General features: G+C 70.4%; 18 protein-coding genes. 9 read left to right on the forward strand and 9 right to left on the reverse strand.

Annotated features, from left to right (window positions below; genetic code table 11):
• Window positions 1-47 precede the first annotated feature (47 nt).
• The 3 genes from WC555_RS00155 to WC555_RS00165 all read right to left on the reverse strand — a co-directional run bounded on the left by WC555_RS00155 (window position 48) and on the right by WC555_RS00165 (window position 2867).
• Window positions 48-773 (reverse strand): M48 family metallopeptidase, encoded by a 726-nt coding sequence (locus WC555_RS00155; RefSeq protein ID WP_373250203.1) that lies wholly within the window; start codon window positions 771-773, stop codon window positions 48-50.
• Window positions 739-2019, reverse strand: a complete 1281-nt coding sequence (locus WC555_RS00160) for a polyhydroxyalkanoate depolymerase (protein ID WP_373250460.1) — start codon at window positions 2017-2019, stop codon at window positions 739-741. The genes WC555_RS00155 and WC555_RS00160 overlap by 35 nt, the downstream gene beginning before the upstream one ends.
• 227 nt (window positions 2020-2246) lie before the next feature.
• Entirely contained in the window at window positions 2247-2867 is a 621-nt protein-coding gene (locus WC555_RS00165; protein WP_373250204.1) for an SCO family protein, read from the reverse strand.
• A gap of 141 nt (window positions 2868-3008) precedes the next feature.
• Between WC555_RS00165 and WC555_RS00170 the strand changes: the two genes are divergently transcribed.
• Window positions 3009-4406, forward strand: coding sequence for an ActS/PrrB/RegB family redox-sensitive histidine kinase (locus tag WC555_RS00170; RefSeq protein WP_373250205.1), 1398 nt, complete (start codon window positions 3009-3011; stop codon window positions 4404-4406).
• A gap of 70 nt (window positions 4407-4476) precedes the next feature.
• The gene (locus WC555_RS00175; RefSeq protein WP_373250206.1) at window positions 4477-5031 is read left to right on the forward strand and encodes an ActR/PrrA/RegA family redox response regulator transcription factor; all 555 of its coding nucleotides are present in this window, start codon (window positions 4477-4479) and stop codon (window positions 5029-5031) included.
• A 150-nt stretch (window positions 5032-5181) separates the two neighbouring features.
• Here the strand turns inward: WC555_RS00175 and WC555_RS00180 are convergent, their stop codons facing one another.
• The gene (locus tag WC555_RS00180) at window positions 5182-6681 is read right to left on the reverse strand and encodes a phosphomannomutase/phosphoglucomutase (protein ID WP_373250207.1); all 1500 of its coding nucleotides are present in this window, start codon (window positions 6679-6681) and stop codon (window positions 5182-5184) included.
• A gap of 161 nt (window positions 6682-6842) precedes the next feature.
• On the opposite strand from WC555_RS00180, the gene gpmA reads away from it, so the two are divergent.
• The 3 genes from gpmA (at window position 6843) to WC555_RS00195 (ending at window position 9577) form a co-directional block, all read left to right on the forward strand.
• The gene (gene gpmA / locus WC555_RS00185) at window positions 6843-7559 is read left to right on the forward strand and encodes a 2,3-diphosphoglycerate-dependent phosphoglycerate mutase (RefSeq protein ID WP_373250208.1); all 717 of its coding nucleotides are present in this window, start codon (window positions 6843-6845) and stop codon (window positions 7557-7559) included.
• The gene (locus WC555_RS00190) at window positions 7556-8194 is read left to right on the forward strand and encodes a bifunctional diaminohydroxyphosphoribosylaminopyrimidine deaminase/5-amino-6-(5-phosphoribosylamino)uracil reductase RibD (protein ID WP_373250209.1); all 639 of its coding nucleotides are present in this window, start codon (window positions 7556-7558) and stop codon (window positions 8192-8194) included. The genes gpmA and WC555_RS00190 overlap by 4 nt, the downstream gene beginning before the upstream one ends.
• A gap of 99 nt (window positions 8195-8293) precedes the next feature.
• On the forward strand, window positions 8294-9577 hold the full coding sequence (locus WC555_RS00195; protein ID WP_373250210.1) for a pentapeptide repeat-containing protein: 1284 nt from the start codon (window positions 8294-8296) through the stop codon (window positions 9575-9577).
• Between the two features lie 53 nt (window positions 9578-9630).
• Here the strand turns inward: WC555_RS00195 and WC555_RS00200 are convergent, their stop codons facing one another.
• The gene (locus tag WC555_RS00200) at window positions 9631-10095 is read right to left on the reverse strand and encodes an Hsp20 family protein (RefSeq protein ID WP_373250211.1); all 465 of its coding nucleotides are present in this window, start codon (window positions 10093-10095) and stop codon (window positions 9631-9633) included.
• A 256-nt stretch (window positions 10096-10351) separates the two neighbouring features.
• Here WC555_RS00200 and WC555_RS00205 point away from each other — a divergent pair, with 256 nt between their 5' ends.
• The 3 genes from WC555_RS00205 (at window position 10352) to WC555_RS00215 (ending at window position 13233) form a co-directional block, all read left to right on the forward strand.
• The gene (locus WC555_RS00205) at window positions 10352-11179 is read left to right on the forward strand and encodes a class I SAM-dependent methyltransferase (RefSeq protein WP_373250212.1); all 828 of its coding nucleotides are present in this window, start codon (window positions 10352-10354) and stop codon (window positions 11177-11179) included.
• Window positions 11180-11284: 105 nt separating this feature from the next.
• The gene (locus WC555_RS00210; RefSeq protein WP_373250213.1) at window positions 11285-12196 is read left to right on the forward strand and encodes a class I SAM-dependent methyltransferase; all 912 of its coding nucleotides are present in this window, start codon (window positions 11285-11287) and stop codon (window positions 12194-12196) included.
• The gene (locus tag WC555_RS00215; RefSeq protein ID WP_373250214.1) at window positions 12193-13233 is read left to right on the forward strand and encodes an alpha/beta fold hydrolase; all 1041 of its coding nucleotides are present in this window, start codon (window positions 12193-12195) and stop codon (window positions 13231-13233) included. The genes WC555_RS00210 and WC555_RS00215 overlap by 4 nt, the downstream gene beginning before the upstream one ends.
• Window positions 13234-13236: 3 nt before the next feature.
• Here WC555_RS00215 and hisN read toward each other — a convergent pair whose 3' ends face one another.
• Both hisN and WC555_RS00225 read right to left on the reverse strand, forming a co-directional pair.
• The gene (hisN, locus tag WC555_RS00220; RefSeq protein ID WP_373250215.1) at window positions 13237-14022 is read right to left on the reverse strand and encodes a histidinol-phosphatase; all 786 of its coding nucleotides are present in this window, start codon (window positions 14020-14022) and stop codon (window positions 13237-13239) included.
• A 109-nt stretch (window positions 14023-14131) separates the two neighbouring features.
• Window positions 14132-14509 carry a helix-turn-helix domain-containing protein gene (locus WC555_RS00225; RefSeq protein WP_373250216.1) on the reverse strand — a complete coding sequence of 126 codons (378 nt, stop codon included), beginning with the start codon at window positions 14507-14509 and terminating at the stop codon, window positions 14132-14134.
• Between the two features lie 186 nt (window positions 14510-14695).
• Between WC555_RS00225 and WC555_RS00230 the strand changes: the two genes are divergently transcribed.
• Window positions 14696-14950 (forward strand): GlsB/YeaQ/YmgE family stress response membrane protein, encoded by a 255-nt coding sequence (locus WC555_RS00230; RefSeq protein WP_373250217.1) that lies wholly within the window; start codon window positions 14696-14698, stop codon window positions 14948-14950.
• Window positions 14951-15024: 74 nt separating this feature from the next.
• Here WC555_RS00230 and WC555_RS00235 read toward each other — a convergent pair whose 3' ends face one another.
• Complete coding sequence (locus WC555_RS00235; protein ID WP_373250218.1) at window positions 15025-15510, reverse strand: superoxide dismutase; 486 nt, start codon at window positions 15508-15510, stop codon at window positions 15025-15027.
• Between the two features lie 195 nt (window positions 15511-15705).
• Window positions 15706-17820, reverse strand: a complete 2115-nt coding sequence (locus WC555_RS00240; protein WP_373250462.1) for a protein-disulfide reductase DsbD family protein — start codon at window positions 17818-17820, stop codon at window positions 15706-15708.
• Window positions 17821-17894: the final 74 nt, after the last annotated feature.

The following is a 17894-nucleotide window of genomic DNA, read 5'->3' on the forward strand; positions in this document are numbered from 1 at the left end:
GCGTATGTGGTCTCCTCCCCATTCGCTCCGCTCATGGGGAGGAGCGGTCAGCGCCCCACCGCGTGCAGCGCCGGCCCGTTGTCGCGCAGCCATTTGCGGAACGGGCGATGGTCGCCGACCAGCCGCTGCACCACCGACCAATAGGCCGGGCTATGGTCGGCGTGGACCAGATGGGCCACCTCGTGGGCGGCCAGATAGTCGATGACCGCCGGCGGGGCCATGACCACGCGCCAGCTGTAGCGGATGCTGCGATTGTGCGGGCTGCACGAGCCCCAGCGCGATTTGGGATCGGCGATCGACATCTTCACCGGCCGCTGGCCCAGGGTGCGCAGATGCACGTCGGTGCGGGTCTGCAGCGTGTCCCGCGCCACCCGTTTGAACAGGTTCTCGACCCGCCGGGCGTAGGCCTCGCCCTCGCCGCCCGAGACGATCACCGGGCCGTCCGCGTCCTCGGTCAGCCGGGCCGCCCCGGCGCCGCCCGTGGCGACCAGCCGCGTCGGCTGACCGAACAGGTCGATGACCGCTCCCGGCGCCAGCGGCGTCCCGTGCGGCCGCTCGGCCAGACGATCGCGCATCCAGGACGCCTTGGTGCGGGCGAAGGCGACGACGTCGGCCAGCTTGCGCTCCGAGGGCGCGATCAGCACCGCCTCTCCCGCGCGCGCGTCGATGCGGATCGAAAGCCGCCGGGCGCGCGGATTGACCGACAGCCGCGCGGCGACGCCGAGGCGGTCAGGTCCTTCAGGCGGCAGCCGCTGCCCGTTCCGGTACTGCACTGATGGCCTCGTGTCTGGCGATGAAATCGCGCACCGCCGGATAGATATCGTCGCGGAACCGGCGTCCGTTGAACACGCCATAATGACCGACGTCGGGATGGACATACAGGGTGCGCAGATCGTCCGGCAGGGCGCTGCACACGGTATGCGCCGCCTGGGTCTGGCCCACGCCCGAGATGTCGTCCTTGGCGCCCTCGACCGTCATCAGCCCGATGTCGGTGATCTTCGTCAGATCGACCTTGCGTCCCCGGTGCTCCAGCAGGCCGCGGGGCAGCAGGTGCTGCTGGAAGACGATGTCGATGGTCTGGAGATAGAATTCCTCTGTCAGGTCCAGCACCGACAGATATTCATTGTAGAATTCCTCGTGCTTCTCGACCCCGTCGCCATCGCCGTCGACCAGGTCCTGGAAATACTCGCGGTGGGCGTCGCGATGGCGTTCCTCGTTCATCGACATGAAGCTGTAGAGCTGGACAAAGCCTGGATAGACCCGCCGTCCAAAGCCCGGATAGGGCCAGGGGGCGGTGTGGATCATGTTCGATTTGAACCAGGTGAAGGGTTTGTCCTCCGCCAGCTGGTTGGTCACCGTCGGCGACAGGCGCGCGTCGATCGGCGAGCCCATGAAGGTCATCGAGGCCGGACGATTGGGATCCTCGTCCTCGGCCATCAGGGCGCAGGCGGCCAGCACCGGCGGACCCGGCTGGCAGACGCCGACGACGTGGGCGCGCGGCCCGATCACGGCCAGCATGGTGCGGACGTGGTCGATATAGTCGAAGAAGTCGAACCGCCCCTCCAGCATCGGCACCTGGCGGGCGTTGGTCCAGTCGGTGACATAGACGTCGTGGTCCTGCAGGAAGCCCTCGACCGTGCCGCGCAGCAGGGTGGCGTAGTGGCCCGACAAGGGCGCCACGATCAGCACCGCCGGCGCCGCGGCCGGCTTGCCGGCCCGCTTCACGTCGCCGATATGGCGCGCGAACCGCACCAGCCGGCACCAGGGCGAGGACCAGACGACCTGTTCGGTGGTCCGCACGGTCCGGTCGCCGACGGTGATGGTCTCAAGCCCCCAGGCGGGCTTGCCGTAACGGCGCGTCACACTCTCGAACAGCCCGGCCGAGGCGAAGGCCGTACGGGCGATCGCGGTGTCCGACGCCGGATTGAACGGAGAACTCCAGAACTGGCGGGCCATATGGGCCCCGAACCGGAAGGGTGTCGCCGAATGATAGGCGAGCTCGTGAAGCGAATAGAGCATGGAATCCTTGAAGCGGCCCCCGCCGTTACGCGGCAGAGCACCATAGAACGCACCGCACTGCAAAAAGATTATCAGGGCCATGCTTTCTCCCTCCCCCTCGCGGGGAGGGTGGCCGCGAAGCAGACGGGTGGGGAACCGCCGCACGGTCTGGCGCTGCCCTGTCGTACCCCACCCTGTCGTCGCTTCGCGCCGACATCCCTCCCCATGAAGGGGAGGGAGAGCGTTCGCTACCCCCGCGCCATGGCCCGTTCGATCACCTCAGCGGCCCGTTGCGGCCCCAGATCGTGGGCCAGGGCGCTGCGGAACTTGCCGTCCGGCCCCATCAGATAGACGGTCAGCGAGTGGTTCATGGTGTAGCCCTCGCCCTCTCCGACCTTCTGATAGTAGGCGCGGTAGACGTCCGCCGCCGCCTTCACCTGGTCCGCCGAGCCCGTCAGGCCGATGACGCCCTGCGGGAAGCCGTCGGATGACAGATAGTCCTTCAGCGCCTGCGGCGTGTCCCGCTCGGGATCGATGGAGATGAAGACGATCTGCAGGTCCTTCGCCCTGTCGCCCAGCTGCCGCTTCGTCGCCTCCAGCGCCGTCAGGGTGGTGGGGCAATAGTCGGGGCAATAGGTGAAGCCGAAGAAGACCAGCGACCACTTGCCGTCCAGCATCGTCTGGTCGACCGCCTGACCGTCCTGGTCGACCAGCTGGAACGGCCCGCCCACGGAGGGCTGGCCGGTCGAGCTGTCGATCGGCGGGATCGCGCCTTCGCGCTGGTTGACCACCACGATGGTCGAGACGGCGATGGCGACCGCCAGGGCGATGGCGGCCCCGGCGAACAGCAGGATGGAACGGCGCGGCATCACGGCCCCCCTTGAAAACGCGCACCGCGCGCGCGACCGGTCTATAGAAGACCGGTGAGCCTGTCCCAAGACCCTCTCTTGCCGCAGTCGGCGTCGCGATTCGCGCCGGACGATCCCGGCCGTTTTTCCGGATGGCGCAACATGCCGCGCCGCAGCCGGGGCCTCAGCCTGCGCACCCTCGTCATCCTGCGCTGGATGGCCATCGCGGGCCAGACCCTCACCGTGGCCATCGCCACCCTCTATTTCCATTTCGACCTGCCGCTGTGGGGCTGTCTGGCCGTGATCGCGGCCAGCGTGGCGATGAACCTGAACGCCACCGCCCGGCTGAAGCGCGTCGACGGCTCCCTGCCCGACGGGCGGATGACGGCGGCGCATCTGGGCTTCGACATCCTGCAGCTGTCGATCCTGCTGGCCCTGACCGGCGGCCTGCAGAACCCGTTCTGCCTGCTGCTGGTGGCGCCCGTGACCGTGGCCGCCGCCTCATTGCCGGGCCGTCAGGCGGCCTTCATGGGCTTTCTGGTGCTGGTCGCCACCACCACCCTGTTCTTCTTCTCCATGCCCCTGCCGTGGCAGGCCGGCACCGAGCTGAACCTGCCGCCGCTGTATCGCTTCGGCATCGGTCTGGCCCTGTTCACCGGCGTCATCTTCACCTCGGCCTATGCTTGGCGGGTCGCCGCCGACGCCGAGAAGCTGGAGCTGGCCCTCGCCACCACCCAGGACGTGCTGCAGCGGGAGCAGCGGCTGGCGGCCCTCGGCGGGCTGGCGGCCGCCGCCGCGCACGAGCTGGGCACGCCCCTGGCCACCATCCAGGTCGTGGCCCGCGAGCTGCTGCGCGCCTCGGCCAAGGGGGGCGCCGCCGCCGAGGACGCCGCCCTGATCCTGCAGCAGGCCGAACGCTGCCGCGACATCCTCAAACGCCTGTCGCAGCAGCCGGAGGAGGGCGATTCCGCCTTCGCCGAGGTCGGCCTCAAGGCCCTGCTGGAAGAAGTCATCGAGCCCCACCGCGGCTTCGATCTGGACTTCCAGGTCGAGGTCCGCACCGCCTCGGGCGAACCCGCCCCCCGCGTCCGCCGCCTGCCCGAGGTCGTCCACGGCCTGTCGACCCTGGTCGAGAACGCCGCTGATTTCGCCCATTCCCGGGTCCGGGTCCGCGCCATGGTCGACGCCGGCTTCATCGAGATTGAGGTGGTCGACGACGGCCCCGGCTTCCCCGCCGACATCCTGCCGCGTCTGGGCGAGCCCTATGTGACCAGCCGGCCCCAGGGCAAGGCGCGCCGCGCCCTGGCCGCCCAGATCGCCGCCTCGGTCGCCGCCGCCACCCCGGGCCGCAAGGCGAAAAAGGGCGCCCCGGCCCCCGAGCCCGAGGCCATCGCCCCCAGCCAGGGCGGCATGGGTCTGGGCTTCTTCATCGCCCGCACCCTGCTGGAGCGCACGGGGGGCAAGGTCTTCGTCGGCGCCGGCGAGGGCGGCAAGGGCCAGCCCAGGGGCGCCCGCGTCGCCGTGCGCTGGCCCCGGCCCGCGCTCGAGATTCCGTCGTGATGTCGCACCCCCGCAGCCGAACCTTGACCGCAGCCGTACTGTTACTGACTTGAGCCTCCAGGAGACCCAGATGCCCGACGCCGAAGACCGGATCGCCGCCCTCGCCGACAAGACCCTGCTGGTGCTCGATGACGACAACGCCTTGCGCACCCGTCTGGGCCGCGCGCTCGAGAGCCGGGGCTTCGTCGTCACCCTCGCGGCCTCCCTGGCCGAGGCCCATGAAGCCCTGAAGACCTCGGTCCCCGCCTTCGCCGTGCTGGACATGCGGCTCGAGGACGGCAACGGCCTCAAGATCGTCGAGGCCATCCGCGAGCGGCGCGAGGACGCCCGCATCGTCATGCTGACCGGCTACGGCGCCATCGCCACCGCCGTGGCGGCGGTCAAGGCCGGCGCCGTCGACTATCTGCAGAAGCCCGCCGACGCCGACGACGTGGTCAAGGCCCTGCTCTCGACCGGCGAGGCGCCCGAGCCGCCCGAAAATCCGATGAGCGCCGACCGGGTCCGCTGGGAGCATATCCAGCGCGTCTACGAACTGTGCGACCACAACGTCTCGGAAACGGCGCGGAGGCTGGGGATGCACAGGCGGACCCTGCAGCGGATACTGGCGAAGCGGGCGCCGCGGTAGACAGCAAAACACCGTGCATCCCCGCGAAGGCGGGGACCCAGGCTTTAGCCTCGCCACCGGCGCTTGAACGAGCGTCGGTTAGCCCAACCGCTCTGTCTGCCGCTCAAACCTGGGTCCCCGCCTTCGCGGGGATGCACGGTTTGGGGTGGGTCAGATCTCCTGATTATACGCCCCGACCTCGGGATATTTCGCCAGCCGCGGCTTCACCTCGTCGTGGAACAGCGCCCGCATGTCGTCGGCCGAGCGCATGCTTTCGACCACCACCACCAGCTCCGGCTTGTTCGAGGAGGCCCGGACCAGCACCCATGAGCCGTCCTCGAGGTGCACCCGCACGCCGTTGACGGTGATGGCCTCGACGATCCTGCGGCCCAGGATCGAGCCGCCGGCGTCGGCCAGGGCCTGATACTCGGCCACGATCCGCTCCAGCACCTCGTACTTCAGCTCGTCGTCGCAATGGGGGCTCATCGTCAGCGAGGTCCAGGCGTCGGGCAGGGCGGCCTTCAGCTCGCTGAGTTTCTTCCCGGGATTGCGGTCCAGCATGGCCAGCACCGCGCCCGCCGCGACGATGCCGTCGTCATAGCCATGGCCCAGCGGCGCATTGAAGAAGAAGTGCCCCGACTTCTCGAACCCGGCCAGGGCGCCCAGCTCGGCGGTCTTGCGCTTGATGTAGCTGTGGCCCGTCTTCCAGTAGACGGTGGTCGCGCCATTGGCCTTCAGCACCTCATCGGTCTTGTACAGGCCGGTCGATTTCACATCGACGACGAAGGTGGCGTTCGGATACAGGGCCGACAGGTCGCGGCCCAGCATCAGGCCGATCTTGTCGGCGAAGATCTCCTCGCCCGTGTCGTCCACCACGCCGCAGCGGTCGCCGTCGCCGTCGAAGCCCAGGGCCAGGTCGGCCCCCGTCTCGCGCACCCTGGCCGCCATCTGCATCAGCATGGCGTGGTCTTCCGGGTTCGGATTGTATTTGGGGAAGGTGTAGTCCAGCTCGGTGTCCATCTCGATCACCTCGGCCCCCATCCGGCGCAGGGCCTCGGGGGCGAAGGCGCCGGCCGTGCCGTTGCCGCAGGCGGCCACGACCTTGATCGGCCGGGTCAGCTTCACCTTGGAGACGATGTCGGCCAGATAGGCCTCGCGGAAGCCCTCGATCCGGGTCAGCGACCCGCCCTTGCGACCCACGCCCTCGCCGTTCAGCACGATGTCCTTCAGCCGGCCGATCTCGTCGGGGCCGAAGGTCAGCGGCGGCTGGGCTCCCATCTTCACCCCGGTCCAGCCGTTTTCGTTGTGGCTGGCGGTGACCATGGCGACGCACGGCGCGTCCAGCTCGAACTGGGCGAAATAGGCCGTCGGCGACAGGGCCAGGCCGATATCCAGCACCTCCATCCCGCCTTCCAGCAGGCCGAGGATCAGCGCCTGTTTCACCGACAGGGAATAGGAGCGGTAGTCGTGGCCGACGACGATGCGCGGAGTCTGGCCGATCTCGTGGACATAGGTCGCCAGGCCGAGGCCCAGCGCCTGGATGCCCAGGAGATTGATCTCCTTCTCAAGGATCCAGCGCGCGTCGTATTCGCGGAAGCCCGTCGGCTTCACCAGGGGCACGGTCTCATAGTCGGCCGTGTTGGGGCGAAGGTCCTGGCGGGGCTTGATCATGATCGGGTCCTGTTCGGAAGCGGGCCCGGTATAGCAGGCGGTCCCGGGGCCACAACAACGCCCGCCCCGGTTCTTGGCTGCAACGGGGCCTTCGCCGCCGGGCGTCGGCTTGACCCACGCCGCCGCCGGTCCTACGCCCGGAGTCCCGTTCGGAGACCTGAATGCCCCGCCTGATCCTGCTGCGCCATGGCCAAAGCCAGTGGAACCTCGAGAACCGTTTCACCGGCTGGGTCGACGTCGACCTGACGGCCGAGGGCGAGGCCCAGGCGCGGCGCGGCGGCGAACTGATCGCCCGGGCCGGTTTCACGCCGGACGTCATCTTCACCTCGGTGCTGAAGCGCGCGAAGCGGACCGGCGCCCTGGCGATGGATTCCGCCGGGCTCAAGGACATCCCCGTGATCGAGGACTGGCGCCTGAACGAGCGCCACTACGGCGGCCTGACCGGGCTCGACAAGGCCGAGACGGCGGCCCTGCACGGCGACGCCCAGGTGAAGATCTGGCGCCGCAGCTACGACATTCCGCCCCCGCCCCTGACGCCCGGCGGCGAATGGGATTTCGCCGGCGATCCGCGCTACGCCGGCCAGGCCATCCCCGACACCGAAAGTCTCAAGACCACGCTGGACCGCGTCCTGCCCTATTGGGAGGCCGAGATCGCGCCGCGGCTGAAGGCCGGTCAGGACGTGCTGATCGCCGCCCACGGCAACTCCTTGCGGGCCATCGTCAAACACCTGTTCGCCGTGCCGGACGACCGGATCGTCGGCGTCGAGATTCCGACCGGCAATCCGCTCGAAATCGACCTCGACCCCGATCTGAAGCCGGTCGCCGCCCGTTATCTGGACGCGGAGCGGGCGACGGACCTGCCGGACATCCCCGCATGACCACCGCGCGGCAGGCCTCGGACGACATCCGCTTCATGGCCCGGGCCATCGAGCTGGCCCGGGCGCGCATGGGCGAGACCTGGCCCAATCCGTCGGTCGGCTGCGTCATTGTCAGGGACGGCGAGGTGGTCGCCGAGGCCGCGACCGCGCCCGGCGGCCGGCCTCACGCCGAGGAACAGGCCGCCCCCGCCGCCGGCGACAAGGCCCGCGGCGCCACCGCCTATGTCACCATGGAGCCCTGCGGCGCCCGGTCGTCGGGCCGTAAATCCTGTTCCCACTTCCTGATGGACGCCGGCGTCAGCCGCGTCGTCGTCGCCGCCGTCGATCCCTCGCCCTTCGCGGCGGGCCGCGGCGTCGAAAGGCTGCGCAAGGCGGGGCTCGAGGTCGAGACCGGCCTGCTGGCCCGGGAGGCGGCGGTTCTCTACGAGGGCTATCTGCACCGGGTCGAGACCGGCCGTCCCATGGTCCGCGTCAGCGAGGACGGCGCGGGCTTCGACGCCCGCTTCGCCGCCTCGGCCAAGGCCGATCTGACGACGGAGCTTCAACGCCTCGGCGAGGCCGGTTATACAAGGGTCTGGGTCGGGCCCGGCGAACTGGCCGACGCCCTTCAGGCCCAGGGTCTTTTGACGGCCTGACAGCGAGGCTGCGGGCCGGAAATCCAGTGAGCGGCGGGACAAGGCTCCGCCGGTAACCATTTCAATCTTCCTTAAGCGCCGCCGTGCCAGAACGGGACCATGTCGCCCGCCCCCACCGCCTCTTCCCGCGCCAAACGGCGTCTCGACCAGACTGAACTGGACGCCATCTGCGCCCGGCACGATCGCCTGTGGCAAGCGAAGCCGGGTGGCGCCCGGGCCGTCCTCGCCTGGATGGACCTCTCCGGCCTCAGCCTCGCCGGCCGCAACCTGGCCGATGCGGACTTCGCCGCCGCCTCCCTGCACGGGACCGACCTGACCGGGGCGAAGCTCGACAACGCCACCTTCTTCGGCGCCGACATGCAGGACTGCATCCTGATCGACGCCAGCATGCGCAGGGCCGATCTTCGCGGCGCCTGCCTGCGGGGCGCGAACCTCAGCGGCGCGGATCTGTTCGAGGCCGATCTGCGCGAGGGCACGATCGCCGCCGCCGACGCCAAGCTGGGCTTCCGCGTGGTCGAGGCCAAGTCGCGTCAGGACACCCAGGCCCAGGGGGCCTGCCTGGCCGGAGCCAATCTGGAGCGCTCCAAACTGACCGGGATCGTCGCGGTGGCGGCGGACTTTTCCGACGCCATCATGAAGGACTGCAAGCTGGTCCGGGCCAATCTGAAACAGGCCAGCTTCCGCGGGGCGGATCTGGCCGGCGCCGATCTGTCGGGCGCCGACCTCTCGGGCGCGGACATGCGCGACGCGGTCCTGGTCGGGGTCAAGATGGCCATGTGGCGGACCGACGGGGCCAATATGGCCGGCTGTCTCACCGACGACCGCTCATCCGGCGCGCCCGTCGGCAAGATGCCCGCCGCCGAGATGCTGGCCGAACACGCCCAGTGGTGCGAGACGGGCGGCGTCCAGGGCCGGCCCTCGGTGTTCGACGGCGTTGACCTGCGGGCCCTGCGCTCCATCCACGGCTATAACCTGACCGCCCTGTCGGCCAAGGGCGCGGTCTTCTACGGTCTCGACATGGAGGGCGTTCAGCTTCAGGGCGCCCATCTTGAGGACGCGGACCTGCGCTCGGTCAATCTGAAGGGCGCGGACCTGCGCGGTGCGCGGCTGGGCCGGGCGCGGCTGAACGGGTCCGATCTGCGCGGCGCCAAGCTGGGGCCGCTCCTGATCGCCGCCGACCGGCTGCTGCCCGCCGACCTGACCGGGGCCTGCCTGCGCGGCGCGGACCTGTCCGGCGCCGATCTCAGCCGCGCGGTCCTGACCGGCGCCGATCTCAGCCGGGCCATGCTGCACGGCGCGACCATGACCCAGACCGACCTGACCGACGCCACGGTCCACGGCGCGCGCGGCATGCCCGAGCCGGCGCCCGTTTCCCGGATCTGAGGCACAAAAAAGGGCGGCGCGAACGCCGCCCTTTCGGCAAGTCTCCGGGTGGCTTACGCGGCTTTGGACTTCTTGCCTTCGATCAGCCGCTGGCCGGTGTTGATCTCGATCTGGCGGGGCTTGAGAGCTTCCGGCAGTTCGCGGGCCAGTTCGATCGACAGCAGGCCGTCGGCCAGGTCGGCGCCCTTGACCACCACATAGTCGGCCAGCTGGAACCGGCGCTCGAAGTCGCGCTCGGCCAGGCCGCGATGCAGATAGGTGCGTCCGGCGGCGTCGTCATTGGCCGTCTTGCGGCCGGTGACGGTCAGCAGGTTCTCCTTGACCTCGAGGGTCAGTTCGTCGGGCTTGAAGCCGGCGACCGCCACCTCGATGCGATAGGCGTTCTCGCCCGTCGTCTCGATATTGTAGGGCGGCCAGCCGTTTTCCTGACTGGTGCGCGCGGCGCTTTCCAGCAGGCCGGCCAGACGGTCGAAGCCGACGGCGGAACGGTACAGCGGGGTGAAATCATAGGTACGCATGGGTCATCCTCCTGAGGAACAGCAAGGTTGAACCGCCCCAGCGATTTGGAGCCCGGGACGGCGGTGGGAGTTCAGCCCCGGCGGTCCGAATATCGGCCCCGCCCGGTCTGGAGGCCCCGGAACCGGCGGCCTCGATCAGGATGTGGGAAGCTTCCGTTCGGCGTCAAGACCGCGCCAATCTGTCGCCATCGGATCCCGAGGCTTGCTCCCGTGCGCGGAGGCCGTAGGGTTCGCCCGCACATTTGTGGAGCCACCCATGCGCCTGCTCGCCCTCGCCGTGACCACCGCCCTCGCCCTGCCGTCGATCGCCGCGGCCCAGGCCCTGCCGGCGCTTCCGGCCCTGAACGAGACGGCGGCCCAGCGCACCGTCCGCCGCGCCGCCATGACGCCCCCGGTCCTGCAGGAGGACGCCGCCCTCCAGGCCGCCGTCGGCTCGGACGCCCGCCCCGCCGCCGACATCGCCCGCGACGTCCACCGCCATCCGTTCGAGACCCTGACCTTCTGGGGCCTGACGCCCGGGTCGACCGTGGTCGAGATCGAGCCGGGCCGCGCCGGCTGGTGGCGCAACATCCTGGAGCCCTACGCCCAGGCCACGGGCGGGACCTATGTCGCCGTCAACCGCCCGACCGAGAGCATGGGCGTGCCGGACGGGACGGCCGATCTGGTCGTCGTCGCCCGGGCCCTGCACAACTGGCACCGCGCCGGCCGCACCGCCCCCTATATGGCCGCCTTCTTCAAGGCGCTGAAACCGGGCGGCGTCCTGGCGATCGAACAGCACCGCGGCGCCGAGGGGCTGAACGCCGACGACACCGCCCCCACCGGCTATGTCTCCGAAAGCTACGTCATCCACGCCGCCCAGGCCGCCGGCTTCGTACTCGAGGCCCGCAGCGAGCTGAACGCCAATCCCCGGGACGACCACGACCATCCCTATGGCGTCTGGACCCTGCCCCCCGTCCGCACCAGCGCGCCGCGCGAAGGCAATGCGAACGATCGCCCCACGCCCCTGACCGAGGCCGAGCGCGCCGAATACGACGCTATCGGCGAAAGCGACCGCATGACCCTGCGATTCCGCAAGCCGGCCTGACCGCGCCCATGCCGGGAACCATTTTGACGGGGTCGGGGAACACGGTTAAGGCCTGCGGGCCGGGGCGGCGTCTGATCGGACAGGGCCGCTCTGCGGGGAGCGTGCATGGCTGAATCCGTTGAACGCCGTCGAGGATCGTTGTCACGCCGCGGCCTGCTGTCCGGCGTCGCGGTCCTCGCCGTCGCCGGTCTCGCCGCCTGCGGCCGCGAGGAAAAGACCGCCGAACCCCCGCCGACGCCCGACGGCCCGCCCAAGGGCTCGCTGGAATGGGCCGTCGCCGGCCCCTGGCGCGCCCAGGACAAGGCTCGCGACGCCGCCCGCCATCCGATGGAGACGCTGCGCTTCTTCGGCCTCCAGCCGCGCATGACGGTGGTCGAATTCTGGCCCGGCAGCGGCTGGTACACCGAGATTCTGGCCCCGTACCTCGCCGAGGGCGCCGGCAAATACGTCGCCGCCGGCTTCCAGACCGGCCCCGGCGCCGATCCGTCCCAGGTCGCCCTGATGGCCGCCTTCCAGCAGCGGTTCACGACCGACAAGCGCCTGTACGGCGAGATCGAGCTCAGCGCCTTCGGCCCGACCTCGGGCCCCGTCACCGCCCCGGGCACGGCCGACATGGTCCTGTTCATGCGCAACATCCACGCCTGGATGGCCGCCGGCATCGCCGAAAAGGCCTTCGCCGACGCCTGGGCCGCCCTGCGTCCCGGCGGAGTCCTCGGCGTCGAACAGCACCGCCTGGGGCCCGAGGAGGATCAGGACCCCGCCGCGGCGAACGGTTACGTCCAGGAGGCCTTCGTCAGACAACTGGCGGCCGAAGCGGGCTTCGCCTTCGTCGCCGCCTCGGAAATCAACGCGAATGAAAGGGATACCAAGGATCATCCGTTCGGGGTCGAGACCCTGCCGCCGATGTCGCTGACCGCCCCGCGCGGTTCGCCGCCGAACCCGGCCTTCGACCGGTCGAAGTATGACCGCATCGGAGAGAGTGACCGCATGACCTTGAGATTCAGGAAGCCAGAGTGAACCGAGCCGTCGCCTATGCCGCCAACGCGCCCCTGATGGGGGTTCCGGGCGCCTCCGCGCCTCCGGGCGGAACGGGCGAGTGGTTCCGCGGAGCCGGCGGCCTGCGCCTGCGCGCCGCCTTCTGGACCCCGTCGGCCCTGGTCGCGAAGAAGCCGCGCGGCACGGTGATCCTCAGCCCCGGCCGCACCGAACCGATCGAGAAATATTTCGAGGTCATCGGCAATTTCCTCGCCCGCGGCTGGTGCGTCCTGGCCCATGACTGGCGCGGCCAGGGCCTGTCGGCCCGGCTGCTGCCTGACCGGCTCAAGGGCCACGCCCGCGCGGTCGAGGAATTCCTCGACGACTACGCCCGCCTGCTGGACGCCTGGGAGGGCCGCGCGCCCAAGCCCTGGGTCATGGTCGGCCACTCGATGGGCGGCGTCTTCAACCTGATGACCCTGCAGGGCGGCGAGAGCCGCGTCTCGGGCGCGATCCTGACCAGCCCCATGCTGCGCATCAAGACGGGCAAGCGGTCGATGTGGTCGGTCAAGCTGGCGGTGCGCTGGAACCTGCGTCACGGCAAGGCGGGCGACTATGTGCTGGACGACGCCGACGATCCCTTCGACCACACCTTCGAAAAGGACGCCCTGACGTCCGACGAGAGCCGCTACGAACAGTGGCGGCAACAGCTGTACGCCTGCCCGCACCTGGCCGTCGGCGGCCCGACCTGGGGCTGGCTGGCCGTGGGGCTGGACGCCGGCGAACGCGCGCTCAAGCCCCGGGCCCTGAAGGCGGTCCAGATTCCGGTCGCCATCGTTCAGGCGGGCGAGGACGACCGCGTCTGGAAACAGACCAACAAATGGGCCGCCAAACGCCTGGGCCGCGGCCGCTATGTCGAGATCCCGGGGGCCAAACACGAGGTCATCATGGAGACCGACGACCTGCGCGCCGTCTTCCTCGAGGAGTTCGACGCCATGGCCGCCTATGTCTCCCCGGTCGAGGACCTGTCGCCGTTGCCGGTGAAGGAGCCGGTCCCGGAGCCGATCGAAGCGGCCTGAGTCCTACAGCGCCGCCCGCCTCAGCGTGACCAGCGCCTGCTCCCGGATTCCCACGTCGCCGACCGCCAGAATCTGTCCGCTCCCGTCCGGCGTTTCGCCGCGCCAGTTGCTGACCGCGCCGCCCGCCGCCTCGATGACCGGAACCAGGGCCGACCAGTCCCAGACCTTCAGGGCGCTCTCGGCGACCAGGTCGATCCGCCCCGCGGCCAGCATGGCGTAGGCGTAGGCGTCGCAGCCCAGCCGGGCCAGACGGGCGGCGGCCCTGACCTGGGTCCAGGCGCCCAGTTCCGGCCCGGTGAACAGGTCGGGGTCGGTGGTGGCGATCAGGGCGTCGTTGAGCCGGGGGCAGGGCCGCACGGCCAGCGCCGTCTCCGTCCCGCCGCGCAGCAGCCGCGCGCCCGACGGTCCGCCGAGGAAGATTTCATCCAGATAGGGCTGGCCGATCACCCCGACCGTGGGGCGGCCTTCAACCCTCAGGGCGATCAGATTGGTCCACAGCGGCAGGCCGGCCATGAAGGCGCGGGTGCCGTCGATGGGGTCGAGGATCCAGACGTGGTCGGCGTCCGGCCGGTCCTCGCCATATTCCTCGCCAATGACGCCGTGGTCGGGATAGCGGGCGGCGATCAGCCGGCGCAGGGCGGCCTCGGCCTCCTGGTCGGCCTGGGTGACCGGGTCGAAGGCGCCCGGCCCGCCCTTGTCGGACTGCGCATAGTCGCCCCGGAAATAGGGCAGGGACACGCGCGCGGCCTCGCGGGCCAGTTCGGCGGCGAACAGTTCAAACTCGGTCATGGCAGTGGCGAGTGGCGAGTGGCGAGTGGCGAGTCAAGGCAGACCCGTCATCGCCCCGCAATCACACCGCCACCACAGGCCGCCCTCGCCACTCGTCACTCGCCACTCCCTACGCCGCGTCGGCCTCGACGTGCAGCGACTTGGCCAGATCCAGCAGGCGCCGGCGCGGCTTCTCGTCCAGCTGATAATAGGCCTGGATCAGGTCGAGCGTTTCCTTGCGGGAAAACATCTCGCCGCCCTGGTTGGCGACCTCGCGGCGCTCGATGGCTTCTTCCAGACCGTCGTAGAAATAGCTGACGGGCGATTCCAGCGCCTCGGCCAGCTGCCACAGGCGGGCGGCCGAGATGCGGTTGGCGCCGCACTCGTATTTCTGGATCTGCTGGAAGCGGATGCCGACCTGGTTGGCCAGCTGTTGTTGCGTCAGGCCCAGCAGGCGCCGGCGGCGGCGCAGGCGGCGTCCCAGGTGCAGGTCAATGTCGGTGGCCATGGCCCCTATTCCCCGTGTTGCAGGCTGTCCCGAAGCGGGACGGCTCGCCCCTCACGCGGCAAGCACCATGCCGCGCTCGCGTGACGGGGGAGTATCGGTGAGCGACGTTCTGTGACCTGCATCGCAACCGTTACGGTTCACGTGCATTACCGCGAAAGAGCATTGGGCTTTAAAGGGAGACACCACATGGGCTTGGGAATTATTGGCTGGATCGTCATCGGCATCGTCGCCGGCTGGCTGGCTGAAAAAGTTATGGGCCGCAGCCACGGCCTGGTGACCAACCTGATCGTCGGCGTGATCGGCGCCCTGCTGGGCGGTTTCATCGCCAGCAACCTGCTGGGGATCGCCGTCGGCGGCTTCAACCTGATCACGCTGCTGGTCGCCTTCCTCGGCGCCTGCCTGCTGTTGTTCCTGGTGGGTCTGGTCAAGCGTCGCGGCTAAACGCTTCGCCTGTCTGAACGGACGAAGGGCGGCTCCATCCGGAGCCGCCCTTTTTTCATGCCGCGATCAAAGGATCAGGCGCCGGGTTTGTCCGGCGCCGCGGCTTCGTCGGAGTCCGGGGCAGGGGCCACCGGCGTGGGCTCGGTCGCGCCGGGCTCGGTCGGCATGCTGCCTTCCGTCGGCGCGGTCGGCTCGACCGGAGCGGCGTCGTCGGAAGCCGGAGTCGCTTCATCCTCGATCGCCGCGGCGGCCGAGAACTGGGCGCTGGACCAGCCCACGGCGACGCCGGCGCCGTCCTGGCGCACGCCGCCGGAGACCGGAATGCCGCGAAGTTCGCCGTCGGCGTCGCGCACGGTCAGCTCCTGACCGGCTTCGGTGTTGCGGGCGCCTTCAAGCCTGCCCAGCACGACTCCGTCCGAACCCTTGACGTCGGACCCGGGCTGCAGGGTCAGGTTCTGCGGTTCGGCCGCGGGCGGGGTCGCCGTGGCGGGAGCCGGTTGCGTCGCCGGAGCCGGCGGCGTTTGCGTGGCGGCGTCCTGGGCGAACGCGGGAGCGGTCATGAACAGCAAGCCGGCGACGCCAGTGAGGAGTGCGGTCTTTCGCATGATTTCAGCCTTATCCAAGCGAGCGGGGAGGGCTCGCACCGATTGGCTAACACGACCGGTGTCGGATTGTTTCGGCCGCCCCGAAATGACCTTGGGCCCGCCCGGATTGGCCGATTCCCGCTCCCGCGGCGCCACAAGCGTGGCGCGGGTTCAGTCTCCGGCGGGCTTCAGGGCCTCGATCACGACCCCCTCGGTCAGCAGCTGGGGCAGGATGCGCGGCCCGGCGGACCCCGGCGAATACAGCAGATACAGCGGCACGCCCGACCGGCCGTGGCGCTGCAGTTCAGTGGTGATGGCGTCGTCGCGCCGGGTCCAGTCGCCGACCAGATAGACGGCGTCAGCCCGCTCCAGGGCCGCCGCCACGGCGGGCGAGGTCAGGGAGGTCCGCTCGTTGATCTTGCAGGTCACGCACCAGTCGGCGGTGAAGTTGACCAGCACCGGCCGCCCCTCGGCCAGCGCCGCCTCGACGGCGGCGGGCGACCATGTGGCGGCTCGCGGCCCGGCCGGGGAATCGCCTGGCTCGGTGACGGGGATTTCCGCGGGCAGGACGGCCGCGAGCCAGCCCGCGCCCAGGGCCAGAACAAGGGCGACGACGCCCGTCGCCAGATGCAGCACGCCGCGCCGACCGGCCGCGCGCTCGGCCTGGGCCCCGCCGGCCAGCCACAGTCCGAGCGCCAGCAGCACGCTGGCTGCGAACAGCAGGGCCAGGGCGTCGGCCCCCGTCTGGCGGCTGAACACCCAGGCCAGCCACAGGGCCGTCGCATACAGGGGGAAGGCCAGCAGCCCCTTCAGCCGGTCCATCCACGGCCCGGGCCGCGGCAGGCGGCTCAACAGGCCCGGCGCCAGGCTGAGAGCCAGATAGGGCAGGGCCAGCCCCAGCCCCAGCCCCAGGAAGACCAGCAGGGCCATCGGCCACGGCATCACCAGCGCCGCCCCGAGGGCGAAGGCCATGAAGGGGGCGGTGCACGGGGCCGCCACCACGACCGCCAGCACGCCCGTGAAGAATGCGCCGAGCCCGCCGGGCAGACGCGCCAGCGGTCCCGATCCGGCGCCCTGCAGCCCGGCGCCGACGTGGAAGACGCCCGACAGGTTCAGGGCCACGGCCAGCATCAGCAGGGCCAGCCCCGCCGTCACCGGCGGCGACTGCAGCTGGAAGCCCCAGCCCACGGCCTCGCCCGCCGCGCGCAGGGCCAGCAGTCCGCCCGCCAGCAGCAGGAACGTGGTCAGCACCCCCGCCAGAAAGGCCAGGCCGTCGCGCCGGGCGTGGCGCGCGTCATGCGCCGAGGCCGCCAGCGCCGCCGCCTTCATCGCCAGTATGGGGAAGACGCAGGGCATCAGGTTCAGGATCAATCCGCCCAGAATCGCGAACAGCACGGCCTGGACGAAGATCGCCGGACCGGTCCCTGCCGCAGACCCGGCCGCTGCGTCGCCATCAGGGGCGGCCTCCAGATCGCCCGACCCGGAGGTTCCGGCCAGCGCCGCCCCGGGTTCGGCGGTGATCTCGAAGGCGCCCTGGGCCGTGGCCAGCACGCCCGCGACCGGACCCGACAGGCCGTCCGCCCGCGTCGCCCCGCCCGGCTGCAGCCGCAGCGTCAGCCCCCGCGGGCCCCAGGCGCCGGCCTGGGCGGCCGGATGGTCGATCACCCCGCCCTCGAAGGGGAAGAAATAGCTCGGTCCAGGATCGCGCCCGGCCAGCGGCCCGCCGGCGGCGCTGAGCATCAGGGCCCCGTTGTCCATCACGATGCGCGCCTCGATCCCCGCCGGCCGCGGCGCCGTCTCCAGCACGCGCGTGATCGCGGCGCCGTGGCGCGCGTCCAGCGGCGCGGCGCCCTCGCGCACCGGCAGGTCCAGGCGCAGGGTCAGTTCGTCCGGCACGCACATCTCGGCGCTGCAGACGAGGAACAGCGCCTTGACGGTCAGGGGCAGCACCGTCCCCGGGCGCGCCGTGGCGGGGATCTCGACCGGAACCGGCAGCCAGACCTCGCCGGAATAGCCGTAGTTCATCAGGCCCGACAGCCGCTGGCGTTGCGGCAGAGGCCAGACGATCTCCCCCGGCCTGACGCCTTGCGGGGCGGTCCAGGTCAGGGTCGTGGCCCCGCCGGAGTCGCCGGGGTTGCGCCAGTAGGTGTGCCATCCCGGCTGGATGGTCTGTTTCACCGCGATCACGGCCGTCGATCCCGGCGCGGCCCAGGCCGACATCGGGACCAGTTCTGCCTCGATCCGCTCGGTCCGCTGCGGCCCGGCCATGGCCGCGGGCTGCGCCATGGCCGCGCCGGCGAACGCCCACAGCAGGGCGGCGATCAGGATTCGGGAAAACAGGGACACGCGGGCTCCACGAG

Source organism: Brevundimonas sp. (assembly GCF_041648615.1).
Lineage (GTDB): Bacteria > Pseudomonadota > Alphaproteobacteria > Caulobacterales > Caulobacteraceae > Brevundimonas.